The organism is Dehalogenimonas alkenigignens, from assembly GCF_001466665.1.
GTDB classification, from domain to species: domain Bacteria; phylum Chloroflexota; class Dehalococcoidia; order Dehalococcoidales; family Dehalococcoidaceae; genus Dehalogenimonas; species Dehalogenimonas alkenigignens.
The window spans coordinates 1,423,208-1,449,106 of sequence record NZ_KQ758903.1; the positions used below are offsets into that span (position 1 = coordinate 1,423,208).

General features: G+C 53.3%; 27 protein-coding genes and 1 tRNA gene. 7 read left to right on the forward strand and 21 right to left on the reverse strand.

What is annotated here, in order from left to right; translation table 11 throughout:
* Positions 1-100 precede the first annotated feature (100 nt).
* Both DEALK_RS10280 and DEALK_RS09995 read left to right on the forward strand, forming a co-directional pair.
* Complete coding sequence (locus DEALK_RS10280; protein WP_083496409.1) at positions 101-703, forward strand: PH domain-containing protein; 603 nt, start codon at positions 101-103, stop codon at positions 701-703.
* A 68-nt stretch (positions 704-771) separates the two neighbouring features.
* Positions 772-1,185 (forward strand): hypothetical protein, encoded by a 414-nt coding sequence (locus DEALK_RS09995; protein WP_144437092.1) that lies wholly within the window; start codon positions 772-774, stop codon positions 1,183-1,185.
* A 469-nt stretch (positions 1,186-1,654) separates the two neighbouring features.
* Here the strand turns inward: DEALK_RS09995 and DEALK_RS07445 are convergent, their stop codons facing one another.
* From DEALK_RS07445 to DEALK_RS07465, 5 genes are all read right to left on the reverse strand, one after another.
* On the reverse strand, positions 1,655-2,917 hold the full coding sequence (locus DEALK_RS07445; protein WP_144437093.1) for a zinc ribbon domain-containing protein: 1,263 nt from the start codon (positions 2,915-2,917) through the stop codon (positions 1,655-1,657).
* A 5-nt stretch (positions 2,918-2,922) separates the two neighbouring features.
* Positions 2,923-3,261 (reverse strand): hypothetical protein, encoded by a 339-nt coding sequence (locus DEALK_RS07450; protein WP_058439610.1) that lies wholly within the window; start codon positions 3,259-3,261, stop codon positions 2,923-2,925.
* A gap of 989 nt (positions 3,262-4,250) precedes the next feature.
* Complete coding sequence (locus DEALK_RS07455; RefSeq protein ID WP_058439611.1) at positions 4,251-4,745, reverse strand: terminase small subunit; 495 nt, start codon at positions 4,743-4,745, stop codon at positions 4,251-4,253.
* A gap of 79 nt (positions 4,746-4,824) precedes the next feature.
* Positions 4,825-6,141: a TOTE conflict system archaeo-eukaryotic primase domain-containing protein gene (locus tag DEALK_RS07460; RefSeq protein WP_058439612.1), complete on the reverse strand. Its 1,317-nt coding sequence runs from the start codon at positions 6,139-6,141 to the stop codon at positions 4,825-4,827.
* Position 6,142: 1 nt separating this feature from the next.
* Positions 6,143-6,406 (reverse strand): hypothetical protein, encoded by a 264-nt coding sequence (locus tag DEALK_RS07465; RefSeq protein WP_058439613.1) that lies wholly within the window; start codon positions 6,404-6,406, stop codon positions 6,143-6,145.
* Between the two features lie 90 nt (positions 6,407-6,496).
* On the opposite strand from DEALK_RS07465, the gene DEALK_RS07470 reads away from it, so the two are divergent.
* Together DEALK_RS07470 and DEALK_RS09840 are read left to right on the forward strand one after the other, a co-directional pair.
* Positions 6,497-7,378, forward strand: coding sequence for a hypothetical protein (locus DEALK_RS07470; RefSeq protein ID WP_058439614.1), 882 nt, complete (start codon positions 6,497-6,499; stop codon positions 7,376-7,378).
* Between the two features lie 43 nt (positions 7,379-7,421).
* A complete protein-coding gene (locus DEALK_RS09840) occupies positions 7,422-7,589 on the forward strand; it encodes a helix-turn-helix domain-containing protein (RefSeq protein ID WP_083496410.1) in 168 nt (55 codons plus the stop codon).
* A 108-nt stretch (positions 7,590-7,697) separates the two neighbouring features.
* On the opposite strand, the gene DEALK_RS07475 is transcribed toward DEALK_RS09840, so the two are convergent.
* The 4 genes from DEALK_RS07475 to DEALK_RS07490 form a co-directional block, all read right to left on the reverse strand.
* Positions 7,698-7,773, reverse strand: a tRNA-Lys gene (locus tag DEALK_RS07475).
* Between the two features lie 69 nt (positions 7,774-7,842).
* Positions 7,843-8,496 carry a thymidylate synthase gene (locus DEALK_RS07480; protein WP_058439615.1) on the reverse strand — a complete coding sequence of 218 codons (654 nt, stop codon included), beginning with the start codon at positions 8,494-8,496 and terminating at the stop codon, positions 7,843-7,845.
* A 23-nt stretch (positions 8,497-8,519) separates the two neighbouring features.
* On the reverse strand, positions 8,520-9,224 hold the full coding sequence (locus DEALK_RS07485) for a hypothetical protein (RefSeq protein ID WP_058439616.1): 705 nt from the start codon (positions 9,222-9,224) through the stop codon (positions 8,520-8,522).
* Between the two features lie 7 nt (positions 9,225-9,231).
* Positions 9,232-9,819, reverse strand: a complete 588-nt coding sequence (locus tag DEALK_RS07490; protein WP_058439617.1) for a hypothetical protein — start codon at positions 9,817-9,819, stop codon at positions 9,232-9,234.
* A 126-nt stretch (positions 9,820-9,945) separates the two neighbouring features.
* On the opposite strand from DEALK_RS07490, the gene DEALK_RS07495 reads away from it, so the two are divergent.
* Entirely contained in the window at positions 9,946-10,599 is a 654-nt protein-coding gene (locus DEALK_RS07495; RefSeq protein ID WP_058439618.1) for a SagB/ThcOx family dehydrogenase, read from the forward strand.
* A gap of 10 nt (positions 10,600-10,609) precedes the next feature.
* Here DEALK_RS07495 and cimA read toward each other — a convergent pair whose 3' ends face one another.
* From cimA to DEALK_RS07555, 12 genes are all read right to left on the reverse strand, one after another.
* Positions 10,610-12,196, reverse strand: coding sequence for a citramalate synthase (gene cimA, locus DEALK_RS07500; protein WP_058439619.1), 1,587 nt, complete (start codon positions 12,194-12,196; stop codon positions 10,610-10,612).
* A 3-nt stretch (positions 12,197-12,199) separates the two neighbouring features.
* On the reverse strand, positions 12,200-13,288 hold the full coding sequence (gene leuB, locus DEALK_RS07505) for a 3-isopropylmalate dehydrogenase (RefSeq protein WP_058439620.1): 1,089 nt from the start codon (positions 13,286-13,288) through the stop codon (positions 12,200-12,202).
* 206 nt (positions 13,289-13,494) lie between these two features.
* Positions 13,495-14,022, reverse strand: coding sequence for a 3-isopropylmalate dehydratase small subunit (gene leuD / locus DEALK_RS07510; protein WP_058439621.1), 528 nt, complete (start codon positions 14,020-14,022; stop codon positions 13,495-13,497).
* 24 nt (positions 14,023-14,046) lie between these two features.
* Positions 14,047-15,303, reverse strand: coding sequence for a 3-isopropylmalate dehydratase large subunit (gene leuC, locus DEALK_RS07515; RefSeq protein WP_058439622.1), 1,257 nt, complete (start codon positions 15,301-15,303; stop codon positions 14,047-14,049).
* Positions 15,300-15,722 carry an MgtC/SapB family protein gene (locus tag DEALK_RS07520; protein WP_186007592.1) on the reverse strand — a complete coding sequence of 141 codons (423 nt, stop codon included), beginning with the start codon at positions 15,720-15,722 and terminating at the stop codon, positions 15,300-15,302. The genes leuC and DEALK_RS07520 overlap by 4 nt, the downstream gene beginning before the upstream one ends.
* Complete coding sequence (locus DEALK_RS07525) at positions 15,719-17,266, reverse strand: 2-isopropylmalate synthase (RefSeq protein WP_058439623.1); 1,548 nt, start codon at positions 17,264-17,266, stop codon at positions 15,719-15,721. Before DEALK_RS07525 ends, DEALK_RS07520 begins: the two co-directional genes overlap by 4 nt.
* Positions 17,267-17,417: 151 nt before the next feature.
* Positions 17,418-18,419, reverse strand: a complete 1,002-nt coding sequence (ilvC, locus tag DEALK_RS07530) for a ketol-acid reductoisomerase (RefSeq protein ID WP_058439624.1) — start codon at positions 18,417-18,419, stop codon at positions 17,418-17,420.
* A 50-nt stretch (positions 18,420-18,469) separates the two neighbouring features.
* Positions 18,470-18,985, reverse strand: a complete 516-nt coding sequence (ilvN, locus tag DEALK_RS07535) for an acetolactate synthase small subunit (RefSeq protein ID WP_058439625.1) — start codon at positions 18,983-18,985, stop codon at positions 18,470-18,472.
* On the reverse strand, positions 18,985-20,673 hold the full coding sequence (gene ilvB / locus DEALK_RS07540) for a biosynthetic-type acetolactate synthase large subunit (protein WP_058439626.1): 1,689 nt from the start codon (positions 20,671-20,673) through the stop codon (positions 18,985-18,987). Before ilvB ends, ilvN begins: the two co-directional genes overlap by 1 nt.
* Positions 20,674-20,683: 10 nt before the next feature.
* Positions 20,684-22,351 carry a dihydroxy-acid dehydratase gene (gene ilvD / locus DEALK_RS07545; protein ID WP_058439627.1) on the reverse strand — a complete coding sequence of 556 codons (1,668 nt, stop codon included), beginning with the start codon at positions 22,349-22,351 and terminating at the stop codon, positions 20,684-20,686.
* Between the two features lie 104 nt (positions 22,352-22,455).
* A complete protein-coding gene (gene rpiB / locus DEALK_RS07550) occupies positions 22,456-22,890 on the reverse strand; it encodes a ribose 5-phosphate isomerase B (protein ID WP_058439628.1) in 435 nt (144 codons plus the stop codon).
* Between the two features lie 12 nt (positions 22,891-22,902).
* The gene (locus tag DEALK_RS07555; protein WP_058439629.1) at positions 22,903-23,526 is read right to left on the reverse strand and encodes an L-threonylcarbamoyladenylate synthase; all 624 of its coding nucleotides are present in this window, start codon (positions 23,524-23,526) and stop codon (positions 22,903-22,905) included.
* 47 nt (positions 23,527-23,573) lie between these two features.
* Between DEALK_RS07555 and guaA the strand changes: the two genes are divergently transcribed.
* The gene (gene guaA, locus DEALK_RS07560) at positions 23,574-25,277 is read left to right on the forward strand and encodes a glutamine-hydrolyzing GMP synthase (RefSeq protein ID WP_186007593.1); all 1,704 of its coding nucleotides are present in this window, start codon (positions 23,574-23,576) and stop codon (positions 25,275-25,277) included.
* A 20-nt stretch (positions 25,278-25,297) separates the two neighbouring features.
* Complete coding sequence (locus DEALK_RS07565) at positions 25,298-25,858, forward strand: hypothetical protein (RefSeq protein WP_133240188.1); 561 nt, start codon at positions 25,298-25,300, stop codon at positions 25,856-25,858.
* Positions 25,859-25,899: the final 41 nt, after the last annotated feature.

Genomic DNA, 25,899 nt, shown 5'->3' on the forward strand with positions numbered 1-25,899 from the left:
ATAGTCAACCCAGACACGCCATTTTCTATGTAAGAAGGAATTTTCGTCTAATTAGAAAATACAATAAAGGCTAGCAATTAGAGAGAGGAATAACCTAAAAATGCGTTGCGTCTCTTGCGGTGCTGAAATTGGAAAATCTAATACTCTGTTTTGTTCCAACTGCATGCAAATTCAGAATGCACCAAAAACAGGAAGTCAGACCTATAATCCAGTGCATCAACAACCAGCGATCGATTGTCCGAATGAGGTTAAAAGAATCTTGGCGCCAGGTGAGCAGATAATGGCTGTCGTACAGCAGTCAAGATTAAAAGCAACTATTACCCCAGATTCAATTGTTGTCACGCACGAAAGAATCATCTTGTGTAAACCCTCAACGCTTGGTCTCAAGAAACAGGTCGAAGATTTTCGCTACCATGACATGGCAAATTTTAAAGTGGAAAAGGGAATCCTTTGTGGCTCGATCATTATTAGGCAAAATTTTATGAGCGATGATGTTGTGATCGACAACTTGCCTAAAGACCAGTTAGATAAGGTGATGAAAATTGTGCAGGAAAAAATCAGACTCGCCCGTACCCCACACCCAATCACTCAAACATCTGCTTCATCTCAGTCTCAGGATCCTCTTACGTTGTTGAAGACCAGGTTCGTTAAGGGCGAAATCACGCAAGACCAATTCGAGGAAATGAAAAGGTTGTTAGAGTAAAATTGCGCTGTTAATAATGTGTCGCGGTTTAGTGATCTGCATTCATTTTTTCATTGGATTGTTGAAAAATGATAAAAGTAATCAACAATAATATTCAGCGACATACTCGCCATGCCTTTAGTTTAATTTTATCTGCAGTCGTCCTATTTTGCCCCGCTTGTGATAGAGATACACCAGAAACCAATCATACTCCTGAGATTTCTCAAGCCTATGGAGTTGATTTTAATTCAACCTGGGGCGATTTAATCCAGGTAAACGGTGGTAAATTGCCTTGGGATACTCTTACAGAGTACCAACAAAGCCTTGTACATTACCCCAAATTTGATTCCAGTTGTGTTTATTGGGTTGACGGGGGCTATGCCTATCATTCGGTCGATTGGTGCTATACATTGTCCAAATCATCCAATATTAGACACGGGACACTGGAAGAAGCCAAAGCCGCAAGGAAAACAGATCCCTGCAGCAAATGTGTCGGCAACTGAAAACATTTAACTGCTGAATTGCAGAAACAAGCGATATGGTCAAAAAACTAAGCCGAAACCTAATGGGAAATCCATTTATCATTCTCCTGAAATAGTCAATGGATTATTGCTCATCTATACTTTTAGTTTTTATCCCCCATTGAGCCGCAGTAAGGACGATAGCAATCATTGACACGATCACGATACTCTCGGAATGATTCTGGAAGAACTGAACCCAAATTGGATTGCTCTTAGGCGAAGGCAATCTTTCGTAATCTGGCACAACCTGCCTACCATCATATAGTTCAATATATTCTCCGCTCCAATATGATTCACCCATTGGATATGAGTTGTTGGCTATGCCAGTAACAGCGCAGAGAATAAGCCCTATAGTAATAACCAAGATTCGTAATATGTTCCTCATCGCATCAATGTGTCGGTCAATCCTACTGTTCTAAAACTGAAGGTTGATTAGACTCACAAGATCAATTTATTTCCTAAAGGCCATGATAATACCCCAAATAATCGCCGAAGCTACAATTCCGACCATAAGGCTAATTACTACTGCCATCGCGATATTATCAGGTTCTGGACTCGGTTTAATAAAGAAAAATCCCAAAGCGACCAATAGTATCGTCAAGATCGCTGGAATGAAATATTTCCCATAATACCTTTTAAACCCGCCGAGAGCCGCTACACCACCCAATCCAATCGCTACACCAAAAAGAATTATTACTGACGAGGTTCCCAAAGCGATACCAACTCCTTGAGAAAGATTATCGAAGAATGTAGGCAAAGCAAGTAGAATCCCTACAGCAAATCCGATGAATAACCCCCATTTTGTGTTATTCACTACAATGGAACCGTAATTGTTGACCTCACTGTGTTCGATTCTATTATTCTGACTCTTTGGTATTGTGGAAGGTCGTAACATTGTGGAAGGTCTTAACGGTTGTTCGGCTGTAAGTGATTCGCCCAGTCTTACCGATGCTCCACACCTGGAACAAAAAACGTCTTCACTTTCCAATTTTTTCCCGCAAGCGACGCAGTAAATAAATTTAGTTTTTTGGTTGAGATTGTGCAGAGTCGTTCCGCATTTTGCACAGTACTCTCCTCCCTGTCTAAACACAGTGCCGCAACTTGGGCAATAAGGCATACCAATATTAGGACTGCGCTCATTTGGATGATTGAAGGAGGCACGTGTTTTGTTAGAAGCCAAATATAGCCTTTCCCTATATGGCCAATCTATCAACCAGCACGCGCCGACAATTAATAAGATACCAGGAACGCCAAAAAGCATGAAATTGAAGCCCAATTCATAATCCAGGGATGGATCAATCCACATCATTAGATTGAGAACGGGTTCAACTCCTAATAGTATTGGACCAACTACAACCGCCAATGAAGATACTATTTGTATCGGCCACTCAGCTTTGTTCGGCTGGGTTTTGGGGTTCCTATTTTCGAGAGCTACAAGCACCACGAAAGCAACAATCCCAAAAGGTACGAACAATAAAAGTAGGAACCACAGACTTCGGTTCTTTTGCCTGAGCACCCAACCGACAATTACTGCCTGAATAACGGCAATCACCCCGAAAATACTCAATTGATACTCATTCAACGCGATATTCAACGATTCTGGATTTGTTGTGGCAAATACCAGGGTCAATAACAATATTCCTGTTAAAAAACCAATAGGTACCGAAAACCAAAGAGTAAAATTGAGATGCCTAATGAACCAATTGGTTTTCACAAATGTTAACCCACCTTTTTCCCACAATATATGCAAAATATGTCTTCAGGCTTTAATTTCCTCGAACAAAAAACACAAACCTTATTGTTTGTAGGCACTCTCGGCTCAATTTCACTCTTACCTATACTCTGTTGTTTTCCTGAATTGGTTATTAACCTTATCAATTCGGATTTGGCAGCCGCATAATAGCAGTCAAAGTCAATTGGGAACACCGACCTGATTATTGTGTCCAATTCTTGGATTTCCGCTTTGTCCCCCATGTATGCCTTTAAAACGATTTCAGCCCGTCGGTCAATCGTACTGGTGGCACCTTGAGACATTCTTTGTTTTTTAATCTCAGCCATTATTCTGCTGAAGTTAGATATAACGAGTCTCTCAAGGACTTCATATTTGGGCGGTTCTATAAGGTCTCTTTTGTTGCCTTGTTGGATCGAAGGATTGTATGGTTTCCCGCAGGCAACACAAAAGTGATAGTCAGATTCTAGAAATTCACCACAATTAGAGCAATAAGGCATTGCACACCCACTCAAATAAATTTATATAAACGGTGTGTGTCGCTTTTTGACCACCAACAATAATACTACCATTCACATCGGCCTCGTAGATGGTTGGGGGAAATATTTTTGAATTCTTTTTAGGCTCCCTGTGTGGTGCCAATAGGGATAGTTCCGTAGAACACCAAATATTGGATGGCACAATCAGCATTGGTTGGAGAATTGTGTATTTCGGCAGCAAATTATTGGTAGCTTTATAGCCCCAGTATTCTACATAGCTGCGGCGTTAGTAGGATTTGTCCTTGGTTTGGTTTTCTGACTCGACAACCCATAGAAAAGGTTATTCTGAAGAATGAAATTTTTTGTAGGTATCACATAGCTCTGTTCATGAACGTTTTCTAAGGTATACACCGCAATCCCCACGTTTCAATCGTAGATACTGTTAAACTCGTCGCCCACGCGTGGGTCTCTGAAGATTTGGTAAACATAACACAATATTGATGGCACACTGCGGAATCTCGCGCGTGACTGGGGCATTCGGTTTGGATTTCATACTGTGGAGATTAGACCCGCCCTACCCTATATTCGACTTGTGAAGATTAGCCATGCCCGATAAGACCCCACCAATGCGATTTGAACAACTAGGTATCGTCATCTCTGGCGCAGTGAAAGCCATAACAGCAAGGAATAGAAAATGAAAAAATTTTCCCCATGGCATCCCATAGATCCGTGAGGTATGCTCTTCTAAGGTGTACGCCGCCACTCCCCCAGGGGGTTGTTAGGCGCACTTCTTGAGTTCGCGCGTTGAAGGCGTCACTTTACCCCAATTCGGCAAGTTGTTACACGATAGGCACGATTCTATAGTCCGACTCGTTCGTGTCATGGTTCTCACTATCTTGTTCAAGCATTCTAGCCTTACCTTCAATGATCCGTTGGACTAATCCTTTAGTCTTGGCATCATGGACTATGATGTTGTACGTTCGATTGTTTGATACCACAGGATCAGAACGATATAGATTGTCCATCTTGTTCAAGAGATCGATAGCCGCAATGTTAGGCATAGGTGTGACTCTTCTATTATCAGACCATTCGGTTCGAATGATTTCGGTCAGAATTTCTTTCCGTTCGCGTACTGAGGCTATCGTCGTATCTGACGACTGCTCTTTAAGTTCCTTTAAACGTGCTTGGATCTTAGGATTTCTTAGCAATACCGAGCAAGTTGTATAGGCTGATCTTGGTGAATATCCTGCTAATCTGGCGCTTTCAGCCTGAGATTTGCCTAACATCAACTGCTGGCAGAATAGTTCCCATTTGGTCTTATTCAATGGTGGCATAACGTTAACCTCATCAGGTGCAGACTTTGATACTCTCTATACAAGGCCCCCCCTGTATAGAGGGGTACAAAACCTGCACCTACTCCCTTAGTTTCGACAATACACTCCCAACGAGATCTTGAGTGATTGCGGGTAAAACGTAAAGAGTGAATCTAGAAGCGACAGGTACTCTTTTTAATAAGCCATAATCCAGTAACTTATTCCTCGCGTCAATCACGGTTCTCTTGCTACAGTTGGATAACTGAATGAGCTGTTGTATAGACAGAGTAAAAGTAGGTTGCTTGTCCCAGGTTCCGACAGGGAGTTCATCAGCGATATCTTCTATGACCAGATAAATAGCCCAGGCTGACTTACCGATTCCTTTAGGTTTGGCATTTGGCGCATTGAAGACTCCAAGTCTCTGTAGCAACCTGAGATTACAATGTCCATGGTTCTGTACGAGTTTACACTGGAATTCCTTTTCACATGCCGAACGCATAGCTGATTTAAAGATTGGATTTTCACATAGCTCTGCATGAGCGCCATATCTTTGATAATGTTTTAGAAGTCGTAAAGCATCTTTAACTCGCCATTCCCTACTAGAAGTTGTTAAGCAATCAGGGATTCTGTTTCCAGCCCAGTGTATGATCAGACTCTCTTTCTCAGACAACTCTTTATTTTTTACGAGTGCGTTGGCAATCACACATGTTGCCGAATGCCTGGTATGTGGTTTTTGTAGCCCAGCCTTCCAAAGCTGATTCACGCAAGGCCGAGCAGAGATTGTATCTGGGGTGGTGAGAGAAGATTGACTGACTGTGATCCTTGAGATGTTCTTCAGAAAGTCAATCGGGTCACTGACTTCATTCAAGTCGTCATCGAGGAAATGACATAATTTGCCTGTCTCGGGATGTAGCCCTAATGGGAGGGCAAACGAATTGCCTTTTCCTGTTATAGACGGAGAAATAGAATCATATGGAATCTGATAGGCGCCCAGTAATTTTTTAACCCTCTGAGCGGTTTCAATGGCTTGTTGGGTAGGCACTGCACTCTCAAAAAATGCGGTTAGGTGATATCCCTTCTTGCCCGAAAAGGAGACGTAGAACGGCAAACCATTGCCCCACAGGGCATCATATGACTTCCTCAATACATCCAAATCGAGCATGTCAAGATCTATCGATATCCATTTAGAGAAACCATTGTGGCTTGGAATGGCGCATATGCTCGTCTCCCCTCGAATGTGTTGAAGCACCCTCCGAATAGTTATCGGCTCTCGAATAAGGGGGTAAGATTTGTGATCTGTTACTAGTTGACCAGCATGGTAGAAAGCCCCAGGTAGGAAATACAAGTCCAAGAGCAAAGATGCCAAGACTTCTTCTCTTTGGAGCTGAATCAGCACACTGGGGCTTTGGATTGCCACGCTAGCTCTTTTTCTTGCGGCGCTCGTTGAACAGCCTGCGAGCCCTGGATATGGATGATGGTGATGGTGACCGATTAAACCAATCTACAAACGGGGGGTACTTGTCCCCTAAAACGTCTTGCAAGCCGTTGAACTCCGTCCAGAATTCAAGAGTCGTTGTTTTGTCTGACGCCAACGCTTCGGGATTGTTTTTTGCAATCACCTCGAGCTTGATGACCAGAGTGCCGATGTATTCGTCTTCCCAAAATCCTTTTTGAACCCACATAGGTCCTCCTTACCCAATTTTCTTTCTTTTTACCAAATTGGTGTTGCATAATTGGGTACTTAATGAGGCCTAATCAGGGGGAAATAATTTATGGGTAAACAATCCGCGCCAAGCCCTGAAGAGCTAGAGTTCATCTACAAAGAATTTTCAAAAGGATCTACTGATCAAGCAGTAATAGACGAAATGCAAGAAAACGAAGGATTTCCAAGGAGAAATTTAAGGGCGATCAGACAGCGTAGGCGTGAATGGGAAGCAGCAAAAAAATCTCTTGGGCAACGGCAAATTCAAGAAATTGATCCAACCATACTCCATGCAAGAGAAGAACATGCCAACGAAATACGTGACCTTTTGACAAAATGGCGACATGTTATCCCTGAACCAAGCCCAATATTTGCGAAAGCGGATTTTCGTCGAGTTGGGTTCAATGATCTCCCATGGGATTTAAATGGAGTCAGAAACGTTCAGTTATTCTCGGTTCTCCCCCAGCACCTTTCGGATCCTGAATTCTGGAAAAAATATCGTGAATTCGAATCAGATTATTCTGAGTTCGTGAGGTCAGTAATGCAGTTTATTTCCGACATTAGAAGTTGGGGCGAAAAGTGGCCTAATGTGCAAATAACAGATAGGTTTGAAGATACCACCCTTCGTTATCTCTCTGCTAAAACTTATGATGAGCCCCATATCAATTATTGTATTCGAGGAAAGGGGCTATATGCACAGGTTTTTATTGATCACGATGAACCTTGGGAAGAAATACGAGTGTTAAATATTCTCAGTGAACAGGGTACAGATTTTAGCGAGAAATATCAGGCAATGGTAGGAAAACTCGAAAACAGCCAGTTGTATCACAGAATTCAAGAGTTGGACAAGAAACTTATGAACAGCGAAGAACATATAAAGAATAGAATAGAGCGCGCACTCTTAAGCCGTGAGTATTTAAATAACGTTTGCGAATTTTGCCCTGGTAATTGACTTTATAACTGTTAACAGTTATATATGTTGTCAAGGAAAAACGATGTACTCGACCAAAGAAGCCGCCGAAAAGCTAGGATTATCTCAAGATCACGTCCGCTTGTTGGCTAGAACTGGGCAGATCAAGGCAAAGAGACTTGGACACGATTGGGTGATATTGGGGTTGGACTATAAAAGAAAAAGGCAACCGAAACAGATGAAAAGCCGCTAGCTCAATTGGCAGAGCAGGGACAATCAGCAAGTAAGGTTCGAAAAAGAGAAGGGGATGGCAAATGAACCCGAAAATTAAGCAAACAGTTAAGCAAACAAGAAAACCGACTGGTGAGCCGCACAGGCTTCGAACCTGTAACCTGCTGATTAAGAGTCAGCTGCTCTGCCAATTGAGCTAGCGGCCCATCGAGACAACTTATTGATAATAACAAAAGCCGCCGTCTGCGGCAACTTTTTTTAGGGAATCAAGGTAATCATATTTCGTCCAGACCACAAGCAGTTCGAGCGATATCCCAAGCGTAATCGTATAAGTGCATTCCCTTACTGACAGCAAATATTTCGCCGTCCCCCACGCCGATCTCGCACGCCATGTACTCCTTGAGAAGCTGCATTGCCGCCAGGTTGGACGGAAAACCCGCCCACAAATCCCATGATCTAAAATAGACAATGAAATGCAGCTTACCATAGCGGATGCGGGTGTCGATGCCGCGAAGGCATGGTGGATCGGTGAGAAAGATAGCCTCGGGATTCCCCACCGTCATATATGCCTGGTTAGTGTTGAAGCCGTCCTCTTTATACATACGGATGACTTCGGCGATCTGACCTTCAAGATACTGGCCATATGTATATTGTTCACCTTCAGCGCGCTGCGCCGTCATCAAATACGGCAGATAATGATCCAGATATTCCATAGTCGAAGGCGGCGGGACCCCTGGCGGCACGTCGGGTATGATGGGCCGGTTGCCTGGATTCAGGATCTGGACCGTGACCATATCCAGTTCGCGGCGCTTCTGCCCGGCATATGAGCCACGCTCGATGGTGTATTCGTAACCGTGCGTCAACACCTCGCGAAGGCACAGAAACCAGGCTTCCGACAGGTCGCGGGCGGTAATGGTCGATGCTCTCATTGTCGGTCCTTTTCTATTATGACTTACCGCCGGCGGCGGAACAGATCAAGAAAGCGATCCTGGTATTCATCGAAAATCCCCCAGCGGTCGAGTTCAGTCTTGAGCAGACCTGGGTCGAGCTCACCACGGGACGCGTCCCAGAACATCTGCTCAATGCGCATCCTCGCCTCAATAGGCAAGCCGCTGTTATCTACACCAAACAAGCCATGCGCTTTGAGTTCAGTTACATTTTGGCTGATAGAATGTTCGGTGAGTTCGTAAATAAACTTGAAAAGCGACACGTCCCACATCTCATCCACTCCGCGGATTATGGTGGCACCCTTCTCGCCGCGCTCGTTGATATCGTCATTGATGCGGTTTGCTACCGCCGGCAGGCTGCCAGTTAAAATGCTGGTATCCTTGGGCTCATTCTTGTAGGTGTAAAGCAGCCCCGGGGCATGGGGTCCGTGGCGCCGCATTATCATCTCAAAATACCGTTGGGCATCATCGCCGAATCCTTCCAGCTTGTGCATGTAGACAGGCGTTACCAGCTTGGGGCGTTCAGCGATCACCCGCCCTTCGCGCAGCACCGTCTCCGGCCTCGCCTGCTGTTCCAGTTCAGCGTAGATAGGTTCGGTCAATAAGTAGTAATGAATATTAGTTTGACCGAAGGTCGCCAGTAATTGTTGCGGCGGCCGGATGACCTGGGTATGTAAAGCGGCGAGTTTAATACGTTCTTGGTCGTTCATTAATATACTATTCTATCTGGGCAAGATGTTTCTTTATCTCGTCGATGGACTTCACATACTGCATATCTAACTGCGTCTGAACGCGACGCCATTCCTCCTGAAACTGGGGGTATTGCTCCACGTTGATCTGACCGGGAAGTTCTTTTCCCTGGGACCGCAACGCCTGTCGGAGGCTTTGCTCGAATTTGGTTTTGAGTCCTATTTTGGCCTGATTTCGCTGGCCTTCACCTATTTGAGCATAGTGATCGAAGATCCGTTGCAGCTGGCCGAGAGCCTCCGCCGTCGTCTCTTTGTCTTCTTTAATGGTTATTACGGCTCCCATGATCTTGGAGTTCCGCTTCTCGATGGTCTCGTTTCGCGGCAGATCGATGTTAGCTAAAAGCGTCTGAGTCAAACCTTTTATTACAAAAGGTAATTGCTTTTCATCAAAGGACATCAATTCTGCTTCATAATCGGCTCTTTCAAAGAGAAACCGCTGGCCGATCTTTTCACCGGCCGGCACAAACTTCCATCGCAACCGATCATCGTCGGTAATCTCCCCAATGTCCTTGAGGCGCTCAGCGGCGATTTCCTTAGCGGAGCGGATTTCACCCATATTCATAACTCCTACTCAAATTACTAATCGAATTATACAAAATCGGTGATGAGGCTTAAAGAGAATCCTGGGCGCTTCGCCCTCAGTCGTTGGAGAACATTGTTACTACTGGGATATAATCTGCACATGGATGCAAATCATATCGTTTCGGTACATGACGACAAGTCTGCGGTGATCGGTTTGCCGTCCCCGAAGACCACCGGGACGTTAAGCGTCGAGGAGGCCATTGCCAAGCGGCGGTCGGCGCGATCTTTCACCTCGCAACCGCTGGCGCTGGAAGAGCTGTCACAGCTTTTATGGTCTCTCCAGGGCATCACCGACTGTCGGTCGTTCAGGACCGCCCCAAGTGCCGGCGCTGTCTTTCCGCTGAAGATTGTGGTGGCTGTTGGCAGTGTGGGCTCGACAGTCCTGCCGCCTGGGCTTTATTTCTATATGCCGCAAGAACATGCCCTGCTTCCTCGCCGAATCGGCGACTGCCGGTCGGCTCTGACCGACGCCGCCATCGGCCAGGACTCGATCAGCACAGCACCGCTGTCGCTGGTCATCGCTGCGGACTATGAGCTTACCCGGAGTCGATATCGCATCCGGACCGAGCGGTATGTTCATATGGAAGCCGGGCATGCGGCTCAGAACCTCTACCTGCAGGCGGTCGCCATGGGATTGGGTACAGTGGCAATCGGTGCATTTGACGATGCCGCCGTCAGGGAAGCAGCTGCGCTGCCGGGGAACTTTCAACCGCTATATATCATGCCTGTCGGCTGCCCTTCCCGTGAACCTTAACCAAACGTTTTCACTTACGGTTGAGCAGAAAATACTCCAGGCTGTCGACCAGCGCCAGCCAGGATGCTTCGATAAGGTTGGCCGATGCCCCAACGGTATGCCATTCCTCGGCGCCGTTGGAGGATTCGATCAGGACCCGCACCAGCGACTCCGTACCGGTGCTTTCTTCCAGAACGCGCACCTTGAAATCTGTCAGTTTCACCGCGTCCAGCGCGGGGTAGTACGGCAGCAGGGCTTTGCGCAGGGCGAGATCCAACGCGTTTACTGGGCCGTTGCCTTCGGCGGCGGTATGCATCACCTCGCCGTTGACCCGCACTTTCACGATGGCCTCGCTCATCATCTCTTCTTCTTCACAGGCGATGGTCGGGCGGCGGCGGCGTTTCTCGATGACGACCATGAAATCGATTAATTCGAAAGGCGCCCGGTAGCCTGGACCGGCGCGGTGGACCAGCAGGTCGAATGAGGCCTCAGCGTTCTCATACTGGAAGCCCATGCTCTCCAGTTGTTTAACCCGCTCCAGCAGGCTTTGGGCTTCAGCGCTTCTAGGAGACAGCGCCACACCGATCTCCTGCGCCCGCTGGATGATATTAGCCCGGCCGGCCAACTCCGAGACCAGCGTCCGTGGCTTATTGCCGACAGCCGCCGGGTCAATATGCTGATAGGCAAATACCCAGCGCGACAGGCCGGAAACATGCAGCCCAGCTTTGTGGCTGAAGGCGGAATGGCCGACATAGGGCAGGAACGGGTCCGGCGCCAGATTGGCTGCCTCGGAGACGAAGTGGGACAGGTCAGCCAGACGGGACAACCGCTGGTCATCGATGACATCCAGACCTATCTTGAGCTTGAGGGCGGGAATGATGGAGCAAAGATTGGCGTTCCCGCATCTTTCGCCGTAGCCGTTAACCGTGCCCTGTACCTGGGTAGCCCCGGCGCGGACGGCGGCCAGGGTGTTGGCTACCGCCAGTTCGGCGTCGTTGTGGGCATGGATGCCTACCGGCACCCCAGCAACGGCGACGACGGCGCGGACAGCTTCACCAACTTCTTCAGGAAGGCTGCCGCCGTTGGTATCGCACAGCACCAGACAGTCGGCTCCCGCCTTTTCGGCCGCCGACAGCACCTTCAGCGAATAGTCTTTATCAGCTTTGAAGCCATCGAAAAAGTGCTCGGCATCCAGGAATACGGCGCGGCCTTTGGACTTTAGATAGCGGATGGAGTCGGCCACCATGGCGATGTTCTCTTCAAGGCTGGTGGCTAAAACCTTCTCCACCTGCGGCGCCGAACTCTTGCCTACCAATGTAACCACCGGCGCGCCGGACTCCAGCAGTGCCCGAATGTTGACATCGCTTTCAACGGCCACTCCGGCCTTGCGGGTGCTGCCGAAAGCCACCAGGCGGGCGTTCTTGAAGTGGTTCAACGCCGCTCGTTGGAAAAATTCGTTGTCCTTGGGGTTGGCGCCGGGCCAGCCGCCTTCGATGTAATCAACGCCGAATTCATCCAGCTTCTGCGCGATGTGCAGCTTGTCCAACACCGAGAAGGAGATGCCCTCCCGCTGGGCGCCGTCACGAAGAGTCGTATCGTAGATCTCTATTCTGGTCATTGGTTAGATTCTCGCGGCGATCAAATCCCCCATCTGGCGGGTGCCTACCCGGGTGCTCTCCGGGGCCATTATATCATCGGTGCGGTAGCCATGCTTGAGCACGCTCTCGGCCGCTTGTTCGACAGCGGCGGCCTCGGAATCGAGAGCCAGCGAATGGCGCAGCATCATGGCTACGGAGAGAATAGTGGCGATGGGATTGGCGATGTCCTTGCCAGCGATGGTCGGCGCGCTGCCGTGGATAGGCTCGTACAGGCCGAATGTTCGCTTGCCGGCCACCGGTATGCCGGAGAGCGAGGCCGACGGCAGCATGCCCATGGAGCCGGCCAGCTGCGCAGCCTCGTCAGACAGGATATCACCAAAAAGGTTCTCGGTGACGATGACATCAAACATGGCAGGCGTCCGGATAAGCTGCATGGCACAGGCGTCAACCAGGACGTGGGACAGGGCAACATCAGGGTAGTCACGGGATACCTCGACTGCTACCTGCCGCCACAGGCGGGATGATTTCAACACATTGGCCTTGTCCACCGACACCAGCCGTTTCTTGCGCGCCCGAGCCAGCTCGAAGCCGACACGGATAATGCGTTCGATTTCCTGCTCCGAGTAGGTCATGGAGTCAGTGGCCTTGCGCCCTCTTGAAGTTACCCATTCCTTCTTGGGTTTGGCAAAATAGACGCCGCCGGTGAGCTCTCGGACGAAGACGAAGTCGGTACCCTGCAAAACCTCCGGCTTGAGGGTGGAGGCATTGACCAGCTCATCAAAGACCCTGACCGGCCGCAGGTTGGCGAACAGTCCCAATCCTTTGCGCAGGGCGAGCAAACCGTCTTCAGGGTGCACCGGCAATTTCGGGTCATCGTAGCGAGGGTCGCCGACGGCAGCCAGCATCACCGCGTCGCTCCTCTTGCACATGGCCAGGGTCTCTTCGGGCAGCGCCGACTCGGTCTTGTCAATGGCTACGGCGCCGATTAGTTCATACTCCAGCTTAAAGCTGTGGCCGAATTTCCTGCCGACAGCCTGGAGAACCTTGACGCCCTCGGCCATGACATCCGGCCCGATGCCGTCGCCGGGCAGTACGGTGATGCGATATTTCAAATTGGCTGCTCCTGTTGCGCGTTAGTTTTTGATTCAGTGCTAATTATTGTGTTTTAGGAGGAACGAATCACCGGGTTCCACGTTCATCCTGAACGCAGGTTTCGTTCCTGAAAACGAGTCGAGTCCAAATGATTCAAACCTTAGCTCTCCCTGTGCCTGCGGCGTCCGATGAGCCAATATTATAGCACATTAGTTCATGTATAATGTCAAGCGTCTTTTGTCGTTTTTGCCGCTCCGGCTGAAATATTTTTTAACCTCTCTCGGGTGTATTCGATGAGGCCGCCAGCCCTGATGATACCGCTCATGAACACCGGGTAGGCTGACGCCCTGAATGTTTTGCCTTTGGTCAGATTGTTGATGGTGCCGGAATCGAGATCTATCTCCAGTTCGTCGCCGGCGTCGGCAGCCTCCACCGCTTCCGGGCTTTCCAGGAGCGGCAAGCCGATGTTGATGGCGTTTCTGAAAAAGATGCGGGCAAAACTCCCGGCGATGACGGCCGAGACGCCGGAGGCCTTGATGGCGATGGGCGCATGCTCCCGTGACGAGCCGCAGCCGAAGTTGGTCGTCGCCACGATGATATCGCCAGGCTTAGCTTTTTTTACGAAATCCAGATCGATGTCCTCCATGCAGTGGCGGGCCAGTTCGTACGGATCTGAGACATTGAGATAGCGCGCCGGGATGATGGCGTCGGTGTCCACGTTGGCGCCGTATTTATGAACGCGGCCTTTGAGCATAGAATTCTCCTGTTAAATTGCGAGTTAGGTTGCCAGGTCTCCGGGCGACACAATTTTACCGGCAATAGCCGATGCCGCAGCCACCGCCGGACCGGCCAGATAGACCTCAGACTTGGGACTGCCCATGCGGCCGATGAAGTTGCGGTTGGTGGTGGCCAGACATTTCTCACCGGTCGCTAAAATGCCCATATGGCCGCCCAGACACGGCCCGCAGGTGGGGGTGGACACGGCGCAGCCGGCCTCGATGAAGACCTCAATATAGCCCGAGCGCAGAGCATCCATATAGACCTGCTGAGAGCCGGGGATGATGATGCAGCGGACATTGCTGTTGACCTTTTTCTTGTTCAGGATATTGGCCGCGACCTGCAGGTCTTCAAAGCGGCCGTTGGTGCAGGAACCGATGACCACCTGGTCGATATAAACCCGGCCCACCTGGCTGACCGGTTTGACGTTGGACGGCAGGTGCGGCAGGGCTACCTGCGGCTCCATGCCGCTGACATCGTACTCGTGAACAGCCTCATATTTGGCATCGGCGTCGGGTTCGAAGACCACCGGCTGGCGCTTGCCGCGGCCTTTAGCGTAAGCAACCGCCTTTTTATCCGCGTAAAACAGCCCGGCCTTGGCGCCAGCCTCAATGGCCATGTTGGCCATGGTGAAGCGGCCTTCCATGGATAGCTTGTCGATGACTTCGCCGCCGAACTCCATGGCAGCGTAAAGAGCCCCGTCAACGCCGATCTTGCCGATGGTGTAAAGGATCAGATCCTTGCCGCCGACATGCTTGGGCAGCTTGCCCTTGTAGACAAACTTGATGGTCGGCGGAACTTTCATCCAGATGTCGCCGGTGGCCATGGCTGAGGCGACATCGGTCGAGCCCATGCCGGTGGCGAAAGCTCCCAGCGCGCCGTAGGTGCAGGTGTGGGAATCGGCACCGATAACCAGGTCGCCGGGCATGACCAAACCCTTTTCGTGCAGGATGACGTGCTCGATCCCCATCTGGCCGCACTCGAAGAAATTAACCCCCTGGGCGCGGGCGAATTCCCGCAGTATCTTAGCCTGCTCCGCCGACTGGATATCCTTATTCGGCACGAAATGGTCCGGGACCAGGACGATTTTCTTGGGATCGAAGACCTTCTCCAGCCCCAGCTTCCAGAACTCCCGGATGGCGATCGGCGCGGTGATATCGTTGGCTAAGACAACATCTACCCTGGCGGAAATAAATTCGCCGGGACTAACCCGTTCTTTGCCGGCATGGGCGGCCAGTATCTTTTCGGCTAGATTCACTTTTTCTTACTCCCTTGGTCTGAATGCACATGAGGCAGAAGCAACACCACCAGAACCAACCCGCCGGCGGCGGCGGCGATAAAATATCGCCCGGCGCCGGCGGCGACGCCGATAGCGGCGGCCACCCAGATGGTCGCCGCGGTAGTCAATCCCTCGACGATGCCTTCTTCCCGCCGCAATATGATGGTGCCGGCGCCCAGGAAACCGATGCCGGTGACGATATTGGCCGCCAGACGCGCCGGATCCGCGGTCTCAAAGGCAAAAATAGACAGGATGGTGAATAGCGACGACCCTAGAGCTATCAACGCCAAGGTGCGGACCCCGGCCGCTTTTCCGGCCTTTTCACGTTGAATGCCGATCACCGCTCCCAGCGTTCCGGCCAGAACTAACCGCAACAGCATGGTGACTTCGTCTGTCAATTTACTGTTCCCGAAGGAGTCTTCGCCTGCCCGTTCATCCTAACCGCCAGCAGGCGGTTTAAAGCGTTCATGTAGGCCTTAGCCGAAGAGACGATGACGTCGGTATCAGCGCCGCGGCCGGAATATGATACGCCCTCGCTCTCGATGCGGATAAAGACCTCGCCAATGGCGTCAATGCCGGCGGTGATCGAGGTGATCGAGAATTCAGTCAGCCTGTTAGGCACGCCGACCAGGCGATTGATGGCTTTGTAGACGGCATCCACCGGTCCGGTGCCCAGGGCCGCATCTTCAAGAACCTTGCCGCCAGGACCGATGAGTCTCACCGCCGCGGTGGGGATGCCCCGGTCGCCGCAGGTTACCTGCAGGCGGTCAAGGTGGTAAGCCTCGATGACCGTGCGCTGTTCTTCAGCGACCAGCGATTCGATGTCCCGGTCGGTGACCTCTTTTTTCTTATCGGCCAGTTCCTTGAAAGCGGCGAAAGCCCGATCGAAATCGCATTCCGACAGGTTGTAGCCCAGTTCTGCCAGGCGCTCTTTGAAGGCGTGGCGGCCTGACAACTTGCCCAGCACCAGCGACGAAGCCGGGACGCCGACCGTTTTGGGATCCATGATCTCATAGGTCTTGGGCATTTTGATGACACCATCCTGGTGGATGCCGGACTGGTGGCGGAAGGCGTTAGCTCCAACCACCGACTTGTTTGGCTGAACGGGGAAGCCGGTGCGCTGCGATACCAGGCGGGACGTGGGATAGATCAATTCGGTGTTAATAGAAGTCGTCACGTCGTACAGGTCAGGCCTGGTGCTGATGGCCATCACCACTTCCTCAAGGGCAGCGTTGCCGGCCCGTTCGCCGATACCGTTGACGGTGCATTCCACCTGGCGCGCGCCGCGCCTGACGGCTTCCAGTGAATTGGCGACCGACAGGCCCAAGTCATCATGGCAGTGGACGGAAATAACGGCTCTGTCAATGTTGGGAACATTGTTGAAGATACCCTCGATGAGGCCTCCGAACTCGAAAGGCATGGCGTAGCCTACAGTATCAGGTATGTTCAGCGTTGTCGCCCCGGCGTCGATGACCGCTTCCAGCAGCGCGTAGATAAACTGCGGGTCGGACCTCGAGGCATCCATAGGGGAGAACTCGATGTTGGAACAGTAGCCTTTGGCTCTGGCAACCATGTCGCGGGCCAGGCTGAGGACTTCCTCCCGGCTCTTCTTGAGCTGGTGCACCATGTGTACCTCGGAGGAAGAAATGAAAACGTGGATGCGCGGGTCGCGGGCTTTTTGCAGCGCCTCCCAGGCGCGGTCAATGTCTTTGGGATTGGCCCGCGCCAGGCCGCAGACGGTGCAGCCCCTGATTTCTGCGGCGATGCGCTTAACCGCTTCGAAATCTCCGGGCGAGGTTACCGGGAAGCCGGCTTCAATGATATCAACGCCCAGCGCTTCTAAAGCCCGGGCAATCTCCAGCTTCTCCTGAATATTGAGGGAGGCGCCGGCCGCCTGTTCGCCGTCGCGCAGGGTGGTGTCGAAGATTAGTAGCTTATTCATCTGTCCGGGAGACTCTCCTTATCGTTATTTTTAGATAACGCCTGCCCCTCCTCCTACCAGGAAGAGGGGTTAATAAGGATGAGAATGCTCCCGCCGATGAAATTCATGCGCTTATGTTACCTTATTTTGAGTTATCGTTTCAAACCCTGGATTACTTCTTCGGTTTTTTCAGCCAGCTCATCATGCCGCGCAACTCCTCCCCGACCAGTTCGATGGGATGGGTTGCCTCGATCCGCCGCAAGGCGTTGAAGTGCGGCTTGCCGGCCTGGTTCTCTAAAATCCACTCCCGGGCAAAGCTGCCGTCCTGGATCTCAGTCAGGATCCGCCACATCTCTTCTTTGGTTTCGTCGGTAACGATACGCGGGCCGCGGGAATAATCGCCGTACTCGGCGGTGTCGGAGATGGAATAGCGCATGTAGCGCAGGCCGCCCTGGTAGATAAGGTCGACGATCAGCTTGAGCTCGTGGAGGCACTCGAAGTAAGCCACCTCCGGCTGATAGCCTGCTTCGACCAGCGTCTCGAAGCCAGCCTTGATGAGGGCCGAAGCGCCGCCGCAGAGAACCGCCTGCTCGCCGAAGAGGTCAGTCTCGGTTTCCTCAGCGAAGGTCGTCTCCAGCACGCCGGCGCGGGCGGCGCCGATGCCGGCAGCATAAGCCAACGCGGTAGCTTTGGCGTTGCCGGTGGCGTCCTGGTGGACGGCGACCAGCGCCGGCACGCCGGCGCCCTCGGTGTACACCTGGCGTACCATGTGGCCGGGGCCTTTAGGCGCGATCATGGCCACGTCAACGTTGTCCGGGGGCAGTATCTGGCCGAAATGGATATTGAAGCCGTGAGCGAACATGAGCGTCATGCCCGGGCGCAGGTGCGGAGCGATATCCTCCCGGTAAACCCTAGCCTGCACCTGGTCCGGAGCCAGCATCATGATCAGGTCGGCTTTTTTGGCCATCTCCGCGGTGGCTACAACATCGAATTTTTCATCGGCGGCGCGGCAGCATGACGGTGAACCTGGCACGCCGCCGATGATCACTTTACAGCCGCTGTCGCGCAGGTTCTGGGCGTGGGCGTGACCCTGAGAGCCGTAGCCGACAATGCCGATGGTTTTACCGGAAAGCAGTTTAAGATTGCAGTCTTTTTCGTAATAAATGGTAGCCATCAACGCTCCTTAAATTTTTGTATTACCAGAATCGCAGTTTTGAATACGGGTCAGCCCTCGTTCTCATCTCGTCGGTTGCCCTGGTCGCCGCGGGCCATGGCGATGCGGCCGGTACGGGAGATCTCTTTAACGCCGAAAGGCTTTAAGAGGTTATATAGCGAATCCACTTTTTCCTCGTCGCCGGTGGCTTCGACCATCACCGAGTCGGCCGATACATCAACGATTTTCGCCCGGAAGATGTCCACGATCTGCATGATCTCGGAGCGGGTTTCCGGCGTCGATTTGACCTTGATGAGGGCCAGTTCCCGGGAGACGATGTTCAGGCCGGAGATGTCTTGAACCCGGATGACATCAACGATTTTCTCCACCTGTTTGCGGATCTGCTCCACCTGGGTGTCGGAACCCTCGGCGACAATGGTCATGCGCGAAAGGTGCGGCGTCTCCGAGTGGCCTACGGCGATGGAGTCAATGTTGAAACCTCGGCGGCGGAACAGGCTGGCCATACGGTTGAGGACACCGGGGCGGTCGGCCACCAGGGCGACGATAGTATGCTTGTTGCTGGCCATCAGGAGGCCTCCTTCCGCGGCTCGTGGAGTATCTGGTCGATGCCCGCGCCCGGCGGCACCATGGGATAGACGTTCTCCTCCGGCTCGACGACGAAGTTAATGATGTACGGCCCCTGGGCGGCCATGGCCCTGTTGATGGCCGGGACGACCTCGGTCTTTTTGGTGACGCATTCTGCCGGAATGCTGTAGGCTTCGGAGATACGGACGAAATCCGGGCACCACAGCGGCGTGGCCGAGTAGTTGCGCTCATAGAAGAGTTCCTGCCACTGGCGCACCATGCCCAGGTAGCCGTTGTTGATGACGGCGACCTTGACCGGGGCGTTCTCCTGGCGAATGGTGCCCAGCTCCTGGACGGTCATCTGGAAACTGCCGTCCCCGGCGATGCACCACACTGTCTGTCCCGGCAGTCCGGTCTGGGCGCCGAAGGCAGCCGGCAGCTCGAAGCCCATGGTACCCAGGCCGCCGGAGGTGATGAAGCTGTTGGGTTTGTCGTAAAAGAAGTGCTGGGCGGCGAACATCTGGTGCTGGCCGACTCCGGTCACCACCGTAGCGTCGCCTTTGGTCACCTCCCATATTTTGCGGATGACGTATTGCGGCAGGATACTGTCCGACTCCCGGATTTCGAAACCAGACGGATACTGCCGTTTCCAGTCCCGGATCTGCGCCAGCCATTCGTCGTGTCGCTTGGCGGATATTTCCTTGTTGAGTTCGACCAGCACCGTCTTGACATCGCCGACGATGGGAACGTCCACTTTGACGTTCTTGCCGATTTCAGCCGGGTCGATGTCAATATGGATGACTCTGGCATGCGGCGCGAAGGCGGCAATCTTGCCGGTGGCCCGGTCGTCAAAGCGCATGCCGACGGCGATGATCAGGTCGCAGCCGGTGATGGCCATGTTGGCGTAGGCCGAGCCGTGCATGCCCATCATGCCGAACGACAACTCATGGCTCTCCGGGAAAGCGGAGATGCCCAGCAGCGTGGTTATGACCGGAAGCTGCAGCGTCTCCGCCAGGTGTTTCAGTTCGTGGTAGGCGCCGGAGATGCGCACGCCGTGTCCGGCGATGAGTACCGGTTTTTTAGCCTCCGCCAGCAGTTTTGCCGCCTTCTTGACCTGCAGCGGGTTGCCCGCAAGCGTCGGCTTGTAGCCGGGCAGGTTGACCCGAGCCGGGTAGTGAAACTCGGTTGCCTCCTGCTGGATGTCGCGCGGCAGGTCAATGAGCACCGGGCCGGGGCGGCCGGTGCCGGCGATATAGAACGCTTCCTTGACCGTCCTGGCCAGATCGCCGATATCCATAACCAGGTAATTGTGCTTGGTGATAGGAATGGTGATGCCGGTGATGTCGGCTTCCTGGAAGGCGTCGCGGCCGATCATGGCCCGCGGCACCTGCCCGGTGACCGCCACCATGGGTACCGAATCAATATAGGCGTTGGCCAGTCCGGTGATGAGGTTGGTGGCACCGGGGCCGGAGGTAGCGAAACAAACGCCGACCCGTCCGGTAACGCGGGCGTAGGCGTCAGCGGCATGGACGGCTCCCTGTTCGTGGCGGACCAGGATGTGGCGCAGTTTGGGGTACTGGGTCAGGGTGTGATACAGCGGCAGCACCTGGCCGCCAGGGTAGCCGAAGATGGTGTCGACACCCTCTTTGAGCAGGCTTTCACACAATATCTGAGCGCCAGTCAGTTTCATGGGCTTTCTCCTAGTCGGCGAAGACGGCGCCGCGGGCGGCGGAAGACACCTGGGCGGCATAGCGTTTCAAATAGCCCGTTTTGATTTTCGGTTCAAAATGTGGAAGTGTTTTCAACCGCCGGGCGATCTCGTTGTCAGACAGCCTCACACTCAGGCGTTGGCCGGGAATGTTGATGTCGATAATGTCGCCTTCCTCGATGGCGGCGATAGGTCCGGACAGCGCCGCCTCCGGCGCAACATGGCCGATTGAGGCGCCCCGGGTGGCTCCGGAAAACCGACCGTCGGTGATGAGGGCTACCGATTTATCGAGTCCCATGCCGGCCAGCATCGAGGTCGGCGTCAGCATTTCTCTCATGCCCGGCCCGCCGCGGGGTCCTTCGTATCGGATGACCACCACGTCACCGGCTTGGATTTTACCGGCCATGATGCCTGCGGTTACCGCTTCTTCAGAATCGAAGACACGGGCCGGTCCGGAATGGACCATCATTTCTTGAGCAACGGCCGAACGCTTGACCACCGCTCCCTCCGGGGCCAGATTGCCGAAAAGGATAGCGATGCCGCCTTTTGTTGTGTAGGGGTTTGCCGCGTGCCGGATAACGGCGCCGTCGCCGAATGGGGCTTCTTCGATGACATCGCCGATCGAGCCGCCGCTGACGCTCCTCGCATCAAGATTCAACCGCGAGGACAATTCTTTCATTACCGCCGGAATGCCGCCGGCCAGATCAAGGTCTTCAATATGGTGCTCGCCGGCCGGCCGGATGCGGCAGAGGCAGGGCGTATGGTCTGAAATCTCATTGATCTTCTCTAAAGGGAACTCGATGCCTGCCTCGTGAGCGATAGCTTCTAAATGGAGCACCGAGTTGGAACTGCCGCCCAGGGCGACATCGACGACGAAGGCGTTGTGAATAGCCTTGGGCGTGATGACATCACGCGGCCGAAGATCCTCGGCAACCAGTCTTAGGATTGTCTCTCCGGCCCGGTGAGCTAGGGTATACCGCCGTTGATCGACGGCCGGGATGGTGCCGTTGCCCGGCAGACCCATACCCAGCGCCTCAGTGAGGCAGTTCATGGTGTTGGCGGTGAACAATCCGGAGCAGGAACCGCAACCGGGGCAGGCCGCACCCTCGATCTCTTCCAATTTCTCCGCAGAAATGCCGCCCTTAACAAATTGGCCTACTGCTTCGAAAACCGAGTTGAGGTCGACCGCTTTAACCTCGCCATCCACATTGAGGCGCCCGGCCAGCATCGGCCCGCCACTGATGAAGACGGCCGGGATATTGAGCCGCACCGCCGCCATGAGCATACCGGGAATGACCTTGTCGCAATTGGGGATAAAAACCAGTCCGTCGAAGGCATGGGCCTGGGCCATCACCTCCACGGTATCGGCTATCAGTTCCCGGGATGCCAGCGAGTATTTCATACCGCTATGATTCATCGCCAGGCCGTCGCAGATAGCGATAGTGTTGAATTCGAAAGGCACGCCGCCGGCCTGGCGGACTCCGGCTCTGACCGCTTCACCGATACCGCGCAGGTGCTGGTGACCAGGCACCACGTCAGTGAAACTGTTGACTACGCCGATGAAAGGTTTGTTGAAATCAGCAGGACTTACGCCCAGGGAGCGCAACAGAGCGCGGTGGGGGGCTCGTTCGGCGCCTTTTTTAATTGAATCACTTCTCATACGAACCTAACTAAAATCCGTCCGCAAAGGGACGGATGGGTAGTAGCGCCTAAACATAGCACAGGCGATGTATTAATTCAAGATTTCACGATTGGTAACCCGACTTAACAGCCACAGCCGGATATCTTTGCCACCCGCCTCTGGTGCCTGCCGCCTTCGAATTCTGTTTTCATGAAAACCTCTAGAACTTCCAGGTTAAGGTCATCGCCGTTTAATTCGCCCAGGCACAGGACATTGGCGTCGTTGTGCTTCCTAGTCAGAGCCGCAAACTCCGGCAGGTAAACCAGAGCGGCGCGGATCTCCGGCAATTTGTTGGCTGCCATACTCATACCGATACCGGTACCGCAGATAAGAATACCTCGTTGGGCATCCCCGCGGGCAACCGCTCCGGCGACCTTCATCGCATAGTCCGGGTAATCCGCCGATTGTTCGCCGTAAGCGCCGAAGTCCTCGACCTCGTGGTCATTATTTTTCAGCCAGTCAGCGATCTTGAGCTTCAATTTATAACCGCGGTGGTCGTTGCCGATTGCGATTTTCATTCACGGCCTCGTTTATTTAAAATAGTACGTTTCCAGCTCCGCCCGGGGCACGGCACCCTCTCTGACGATGACGGGATGCGGTCCGGTGAGGTCAACGATGGTGGACTCCACACCTCCGGGACACCTTCCACCATTCAGCACCATATCTACCCGGTCACCGATCTGGGCGCGTACTTCATCGGCGCTACAGACGCTGCCTCTCCCCGAGACGTTGGCGCTGGTGCCGGTCAGGGGCGCCCCTACCGCTTTGATGACATATAGAGTCAAGGTATGGCCAGGGATGCGTACGGCGACACTGTCTCGTCTGCCGGTGACGATGCTGGGAACAACTGGTTTTTTCGGCAGGATAAGGGTCAGGCCGCCGGGCATGAAACGGCGGGTCAGCAGCTCCGCCAGCGGGTTCATCTCCGCCACCTGCCGCATCTGGATTGAATCAGCCACCAGTACCGGCAGTGCCTTGGTCGTCGCCCGGCCTTTTATATCAAAAATGCGTCCTATAGCGTCAACGTGCTCCAGACTGGCAGCCAAGCAATAAACGGTATCGGTAGGCAAGGCGGCAACGCCGCCATTTCTGATCACATCTATGGCTTTGTCAAGGTCGCGGGAAGACGGCTGCGATGGGTCGGCGGAAGTCAAATTGTTATGTCTACTTAATCGGAAATTCTTGACGCTAGTATAGCAGAATGATAATCTGTAACACTACCGCAATGACCGAATCAAAAGAAAGCCCCACCTCATCCGAAACCCACCGCGTCGCTACATCCGGTGACATTGAGGTTGCTACTTATCTGGAAATCGCTAAGCAAGCTCTTGAAAAACCGGCAGCAGGTGAAGCGGTGTCCGGTGCCTCCCGCGAATCAATAGTCATTTTCGACTTCGGATCTCAGTACAGCTTGCTCATCGCCCGGCGCATCCGTGAACTCCACGTTTACTGCGAACTGGTGCCTCACGATACCCCATGGGATAAGATCGCCCACTTGAACCCCAAGGGGTTCATCCTGTCAGGCGGCCCGGCTTCGGTCTACGCTTCCGGTGCGCCGATGGCGCCGGCCTATATCTACGAGTCCAAGCTGCCCGTCCTGGGGATCTGCTACGGCATGCAGTTGATCACCCAGCAACTCGGCGGAACGGTCGCCCGGGGCCAGGCCAGGGAATACGGCCATGCCATACTTCATCTTTCTGATTTGACTTCCCCACTGTTCAAAGATATCCCTGAGTCTGCCGCCGCCTGGATGAGCCACGGCGACCGGGTGGAGCGGTTGCCCGCCGGCTTCCGCTCGCTGGCCTACACCGAGAATTCGCCGCTGGCGGTCATGGGCAACGACAAAAACGTCTTCGGTTTGCAGTTCCACCCTGAGGTTGCCCACACTCCCTACGGCAAGACGCTCCTCAAAAACTTTGTCCTTGGCATCTGCGGCTGCCAGGCCTCCTGGACGCCGGGGCACTTCATCACCGAGAGCATTGAGAGTATCCGCGCCCAGGTCGGCGGCGGCAAGGTCATCGCCGCGCTGTCCGGCGGAGTCGATTCAGCAATCGTGGCTACTCTGATCCACCGAGCTGTCGGCGACCAGCTTACCTGCATCTTCGTCAACAACGGCTTGCTTCGCCGCGAAGAAGCCGAACGCACCCTAAAGGTTTTCAAACAAAACCTGGGAATGAATATCATCTACATCGAGGCCACCGACCGTTTTCTGGACCGCCTGGCCGGAGTCACCGACCCGGAGCAGAAACGGAAGGCTATCGGCGTGGAGTTCATCCGGGTCTTCGAGGAAGAAGCTCTTAAACTGGGCAAAGTGGATTTCCTGGCCCAGGGCACTCTCTATCCCGATGTCATCGAAAGCATCTCCTCGGTTTCCTCGGCATCAGCCAAGATCAAGAGCCATCATAACGTCGGCGGCCTGCCGGCTAATATGGCCCTTAAACTGCTGGAACCGGTGCGCTATCTCTTCAAGGACGAGGTGCGGCAGGTGGGCATTGAACTTGGACTGCCCGAAGAGATGGTTTGGCGCCAGCCGTTCCCAGGCCCGGGACTGGCCATCCGCGTCATCGGCGAGGTGACCCGCGAGAAGCTGGAGATGCTCAGAGCCTCCGACTGGATCGTAATGCACGAGATAAAAAAGGCCGGGCTGTACCGCCAGTTATGGCAGAGTTTCGCCATCATCACCGACGTCAGAAGCGTCGGCGTCATGGGTGACTTCCGCACCTATGGCCACCTGGTGGCCATCCGTGCCGTTACTTCAGATGACGCTATGACCGCCGACTGGGCACGACTGCCATACGACCTGCTCGCCCGAATCAGCAACCGCATCGTCAACGAGGTCTCCGGCGTCAACCGGGTGGTCTATGACATCACCTCCAAACCGCCCGGCACCATCGAATGGGAATAAAGCTCCGGGAGGAGATTGAAATGGGATTTTTTAGCAAACGTAAGATTCAAGGCGACGAACTGCTGAACTACCTCGATTTTCTGGGAGAAGAATGGAAGTTCAGGGCCTTTCAAGAAAAGGAAGCCAGCGCATACACTGACGCTCTGACCCGGTTCGATCCTAAAGCCGCCGCTAAGAATGCCGATGCTTACGCTGAACTGGCGGGTGCTGCCAGCCGCCTGGCGCAGTCGGCGGCGGAGCTTATTCGCCGTAAAGACGCATTGAAGACAGTCCCGGACAAGGCGACTTCCTGTTATTTTGCCTGGCACGCCGCTTATACGGACTATCTGGCCTGGGCGCTCGCCCAAGCTGACACCATAGAAGACAAAATGGCCGGCAATCCCACCGATGCCGCAGCATTGAAGGATCTCCAGCAAAAAAGCGAACAGTCCCGCGCCGAGGCTGAAACCGAGGAGCAGAAACTGCTGAAGCAGCTGGACCTTTCCCAGGCGGATATCGAGCAGCTTCATGACCGCGCCACCCAGGCGGCAGCCCAAGACACCTGGCGTCCCCGCGTCATCACCCGCAAACCCAAGCGGTAATTTTTTACCCCACCTTCTTAAGATCTTAAGGAGACTGCGCT

Excerpts from the sequence above, each read along its gene's own strand:
- DEALK_RS10280 (WP_083496409.1), top strand. The coding sequence starts at position 101 with ATGCGTTGCGTCTCTTGCGGTGCTGAAATTGGAAAATCTAATACTCTG.
- DEALK_RS09995 (WP_144437092.1), top strand. The coding sequence starts at position 772 with ATGATAAAAGTAATCAACAATAATATTCAGCGACATACTCGCCATGCC.
- DEALK_RS07450 (WP_058439610.1), bottom strand. The coding sequence starts at position 3,261 with ATGGCTGAGATTAAAAAACAAAGAATGTCTCAAGGTGCCACCAGTACG.
- DEALK_RS07455 (WP_058439611.1), bottom strand. The coding sequence starts at position 4,745 with ATGCCACCATTGAATAAGACCAAATGGGAACTATTCTGCCAGCAGTTG.
- DEALK_RS07465 (WP_058439613.1), bottom strand. The coding sequence starts at position 6,406 with ATGTGGGTTCAAAAAGGATTTTGGGAAGACGAATACATCGGCACTCTG.
- DEALK_RS07470 (WP_058439614.1), top strand. The coding sequence starts at position 6,497 with ATGGGTAAACAATCCGCGCCAAGCCCTGAAGAGCTAGAGTTCATCTAC.
- DEALK_RS09840 (WP_083496410.1), top strand. The coding sequence starts at position 7,422 with ATGTACTCGACCAAAGAAGCCGCCGAAAAGCTAGGATTATCTCAAGAT.
- DEALK_RS07480 (WP_058439615.1), bottom strand. The coding sequence starts at position 8,496 with ATGAGAGCATCGACCATTACCGCCCGCGACCTGTCGGAAGCCTGGTTT.
- DEALK_RS07485 (WP_058439616.1), bottom strand. The coding sequence starts at position 9,224 with ATGAACGACCAAGAACGTATTAAACTCGCCGCTTTACATACCCAGGTC.
- DEALK_RS07490 (WP_058439617.1), bottom strand. The coding sequence starts at position 9,819 with ATGGGTGAAATCCGCTCCGCTAAGGAAATCGCCGCTGAGCGCCTCAAG.
- DEALK_RS07495 (WP_058439618.1), top strand. The coding sequence starts at position 9,946 with ATGGATGCAAATCATATCGTTTCGGTACATGACGACAAGTCTGCGGTG.
- cimA (WP_058439619.1), bottom strand. The coding sequence starts at position 12,196 with ATGACCAGAATAGAGATCTACGATACGACTCTTCGTGACGGCGCCCAG.
- leuD (WP_058439621.1), bottom strand. The coding sequence starts at position 14,022 with ATGCTCAAAGGCCGCGTTCATAAATACGGCGCCAACGTGGACACCGAC.
- DEALK_RS07525 (WP_058439623.1), bottom strand. The coding sequence starts at position 17,266 with ATGAATAAGCTACTAATCTTCGACACCACCCTGCGCGACGGCGAACAG.
- ilvC (WP_058439624.1), bottom strand. The coding sequence starts at position 18,419 with ATGGCTACCATTTATTACGAAAAAGACTGCAATCTTAAACTGCTTTCC.
- ilvN (WP_058439625.1), bottom strand. The coding sequence starts at position 18,985 with ATGGCCAGCAACAAGCATACTATCGTCGCCCTGGTGGCCGACCGCCCC.
- ilvB (WP_058439626.1), bottom strand. The coding sequence starts at position 20,673 with ATGAAACTGACTGGCGCTCAGATATTGTGTGAAAGCCTGCTCAAAGAG.
- ilvD (WP_058439627.1), bottom strand. The coding sequence starts at position 22,351 with ATGAGAAGTGATTCAATTAAAAAAGGCGCCGAACGAGCCCCCCACCGC.
- rpiB (WP_058439628.1), bottom strand. The coding sequence starts at position 22,890 with ATGAAAATCGCAATCGGCAACGACCACCGCGGTTATAAATTGAAGCTC.
- guaA (WP_186007593.1), top strand. The coding sequence starts at position 23,574 with ATGATAATCTGTAACACTACCGCAATGACCGAATCAAAAGAAAGCCCC.
- DEALK_RS07565 (WP_133240188.1), top strand. The coding sequence starts at position 25,298 with ATGGGATTTTTTAGCAAACGTAAGATTCAAGGCGACGAACTGCTGAAC.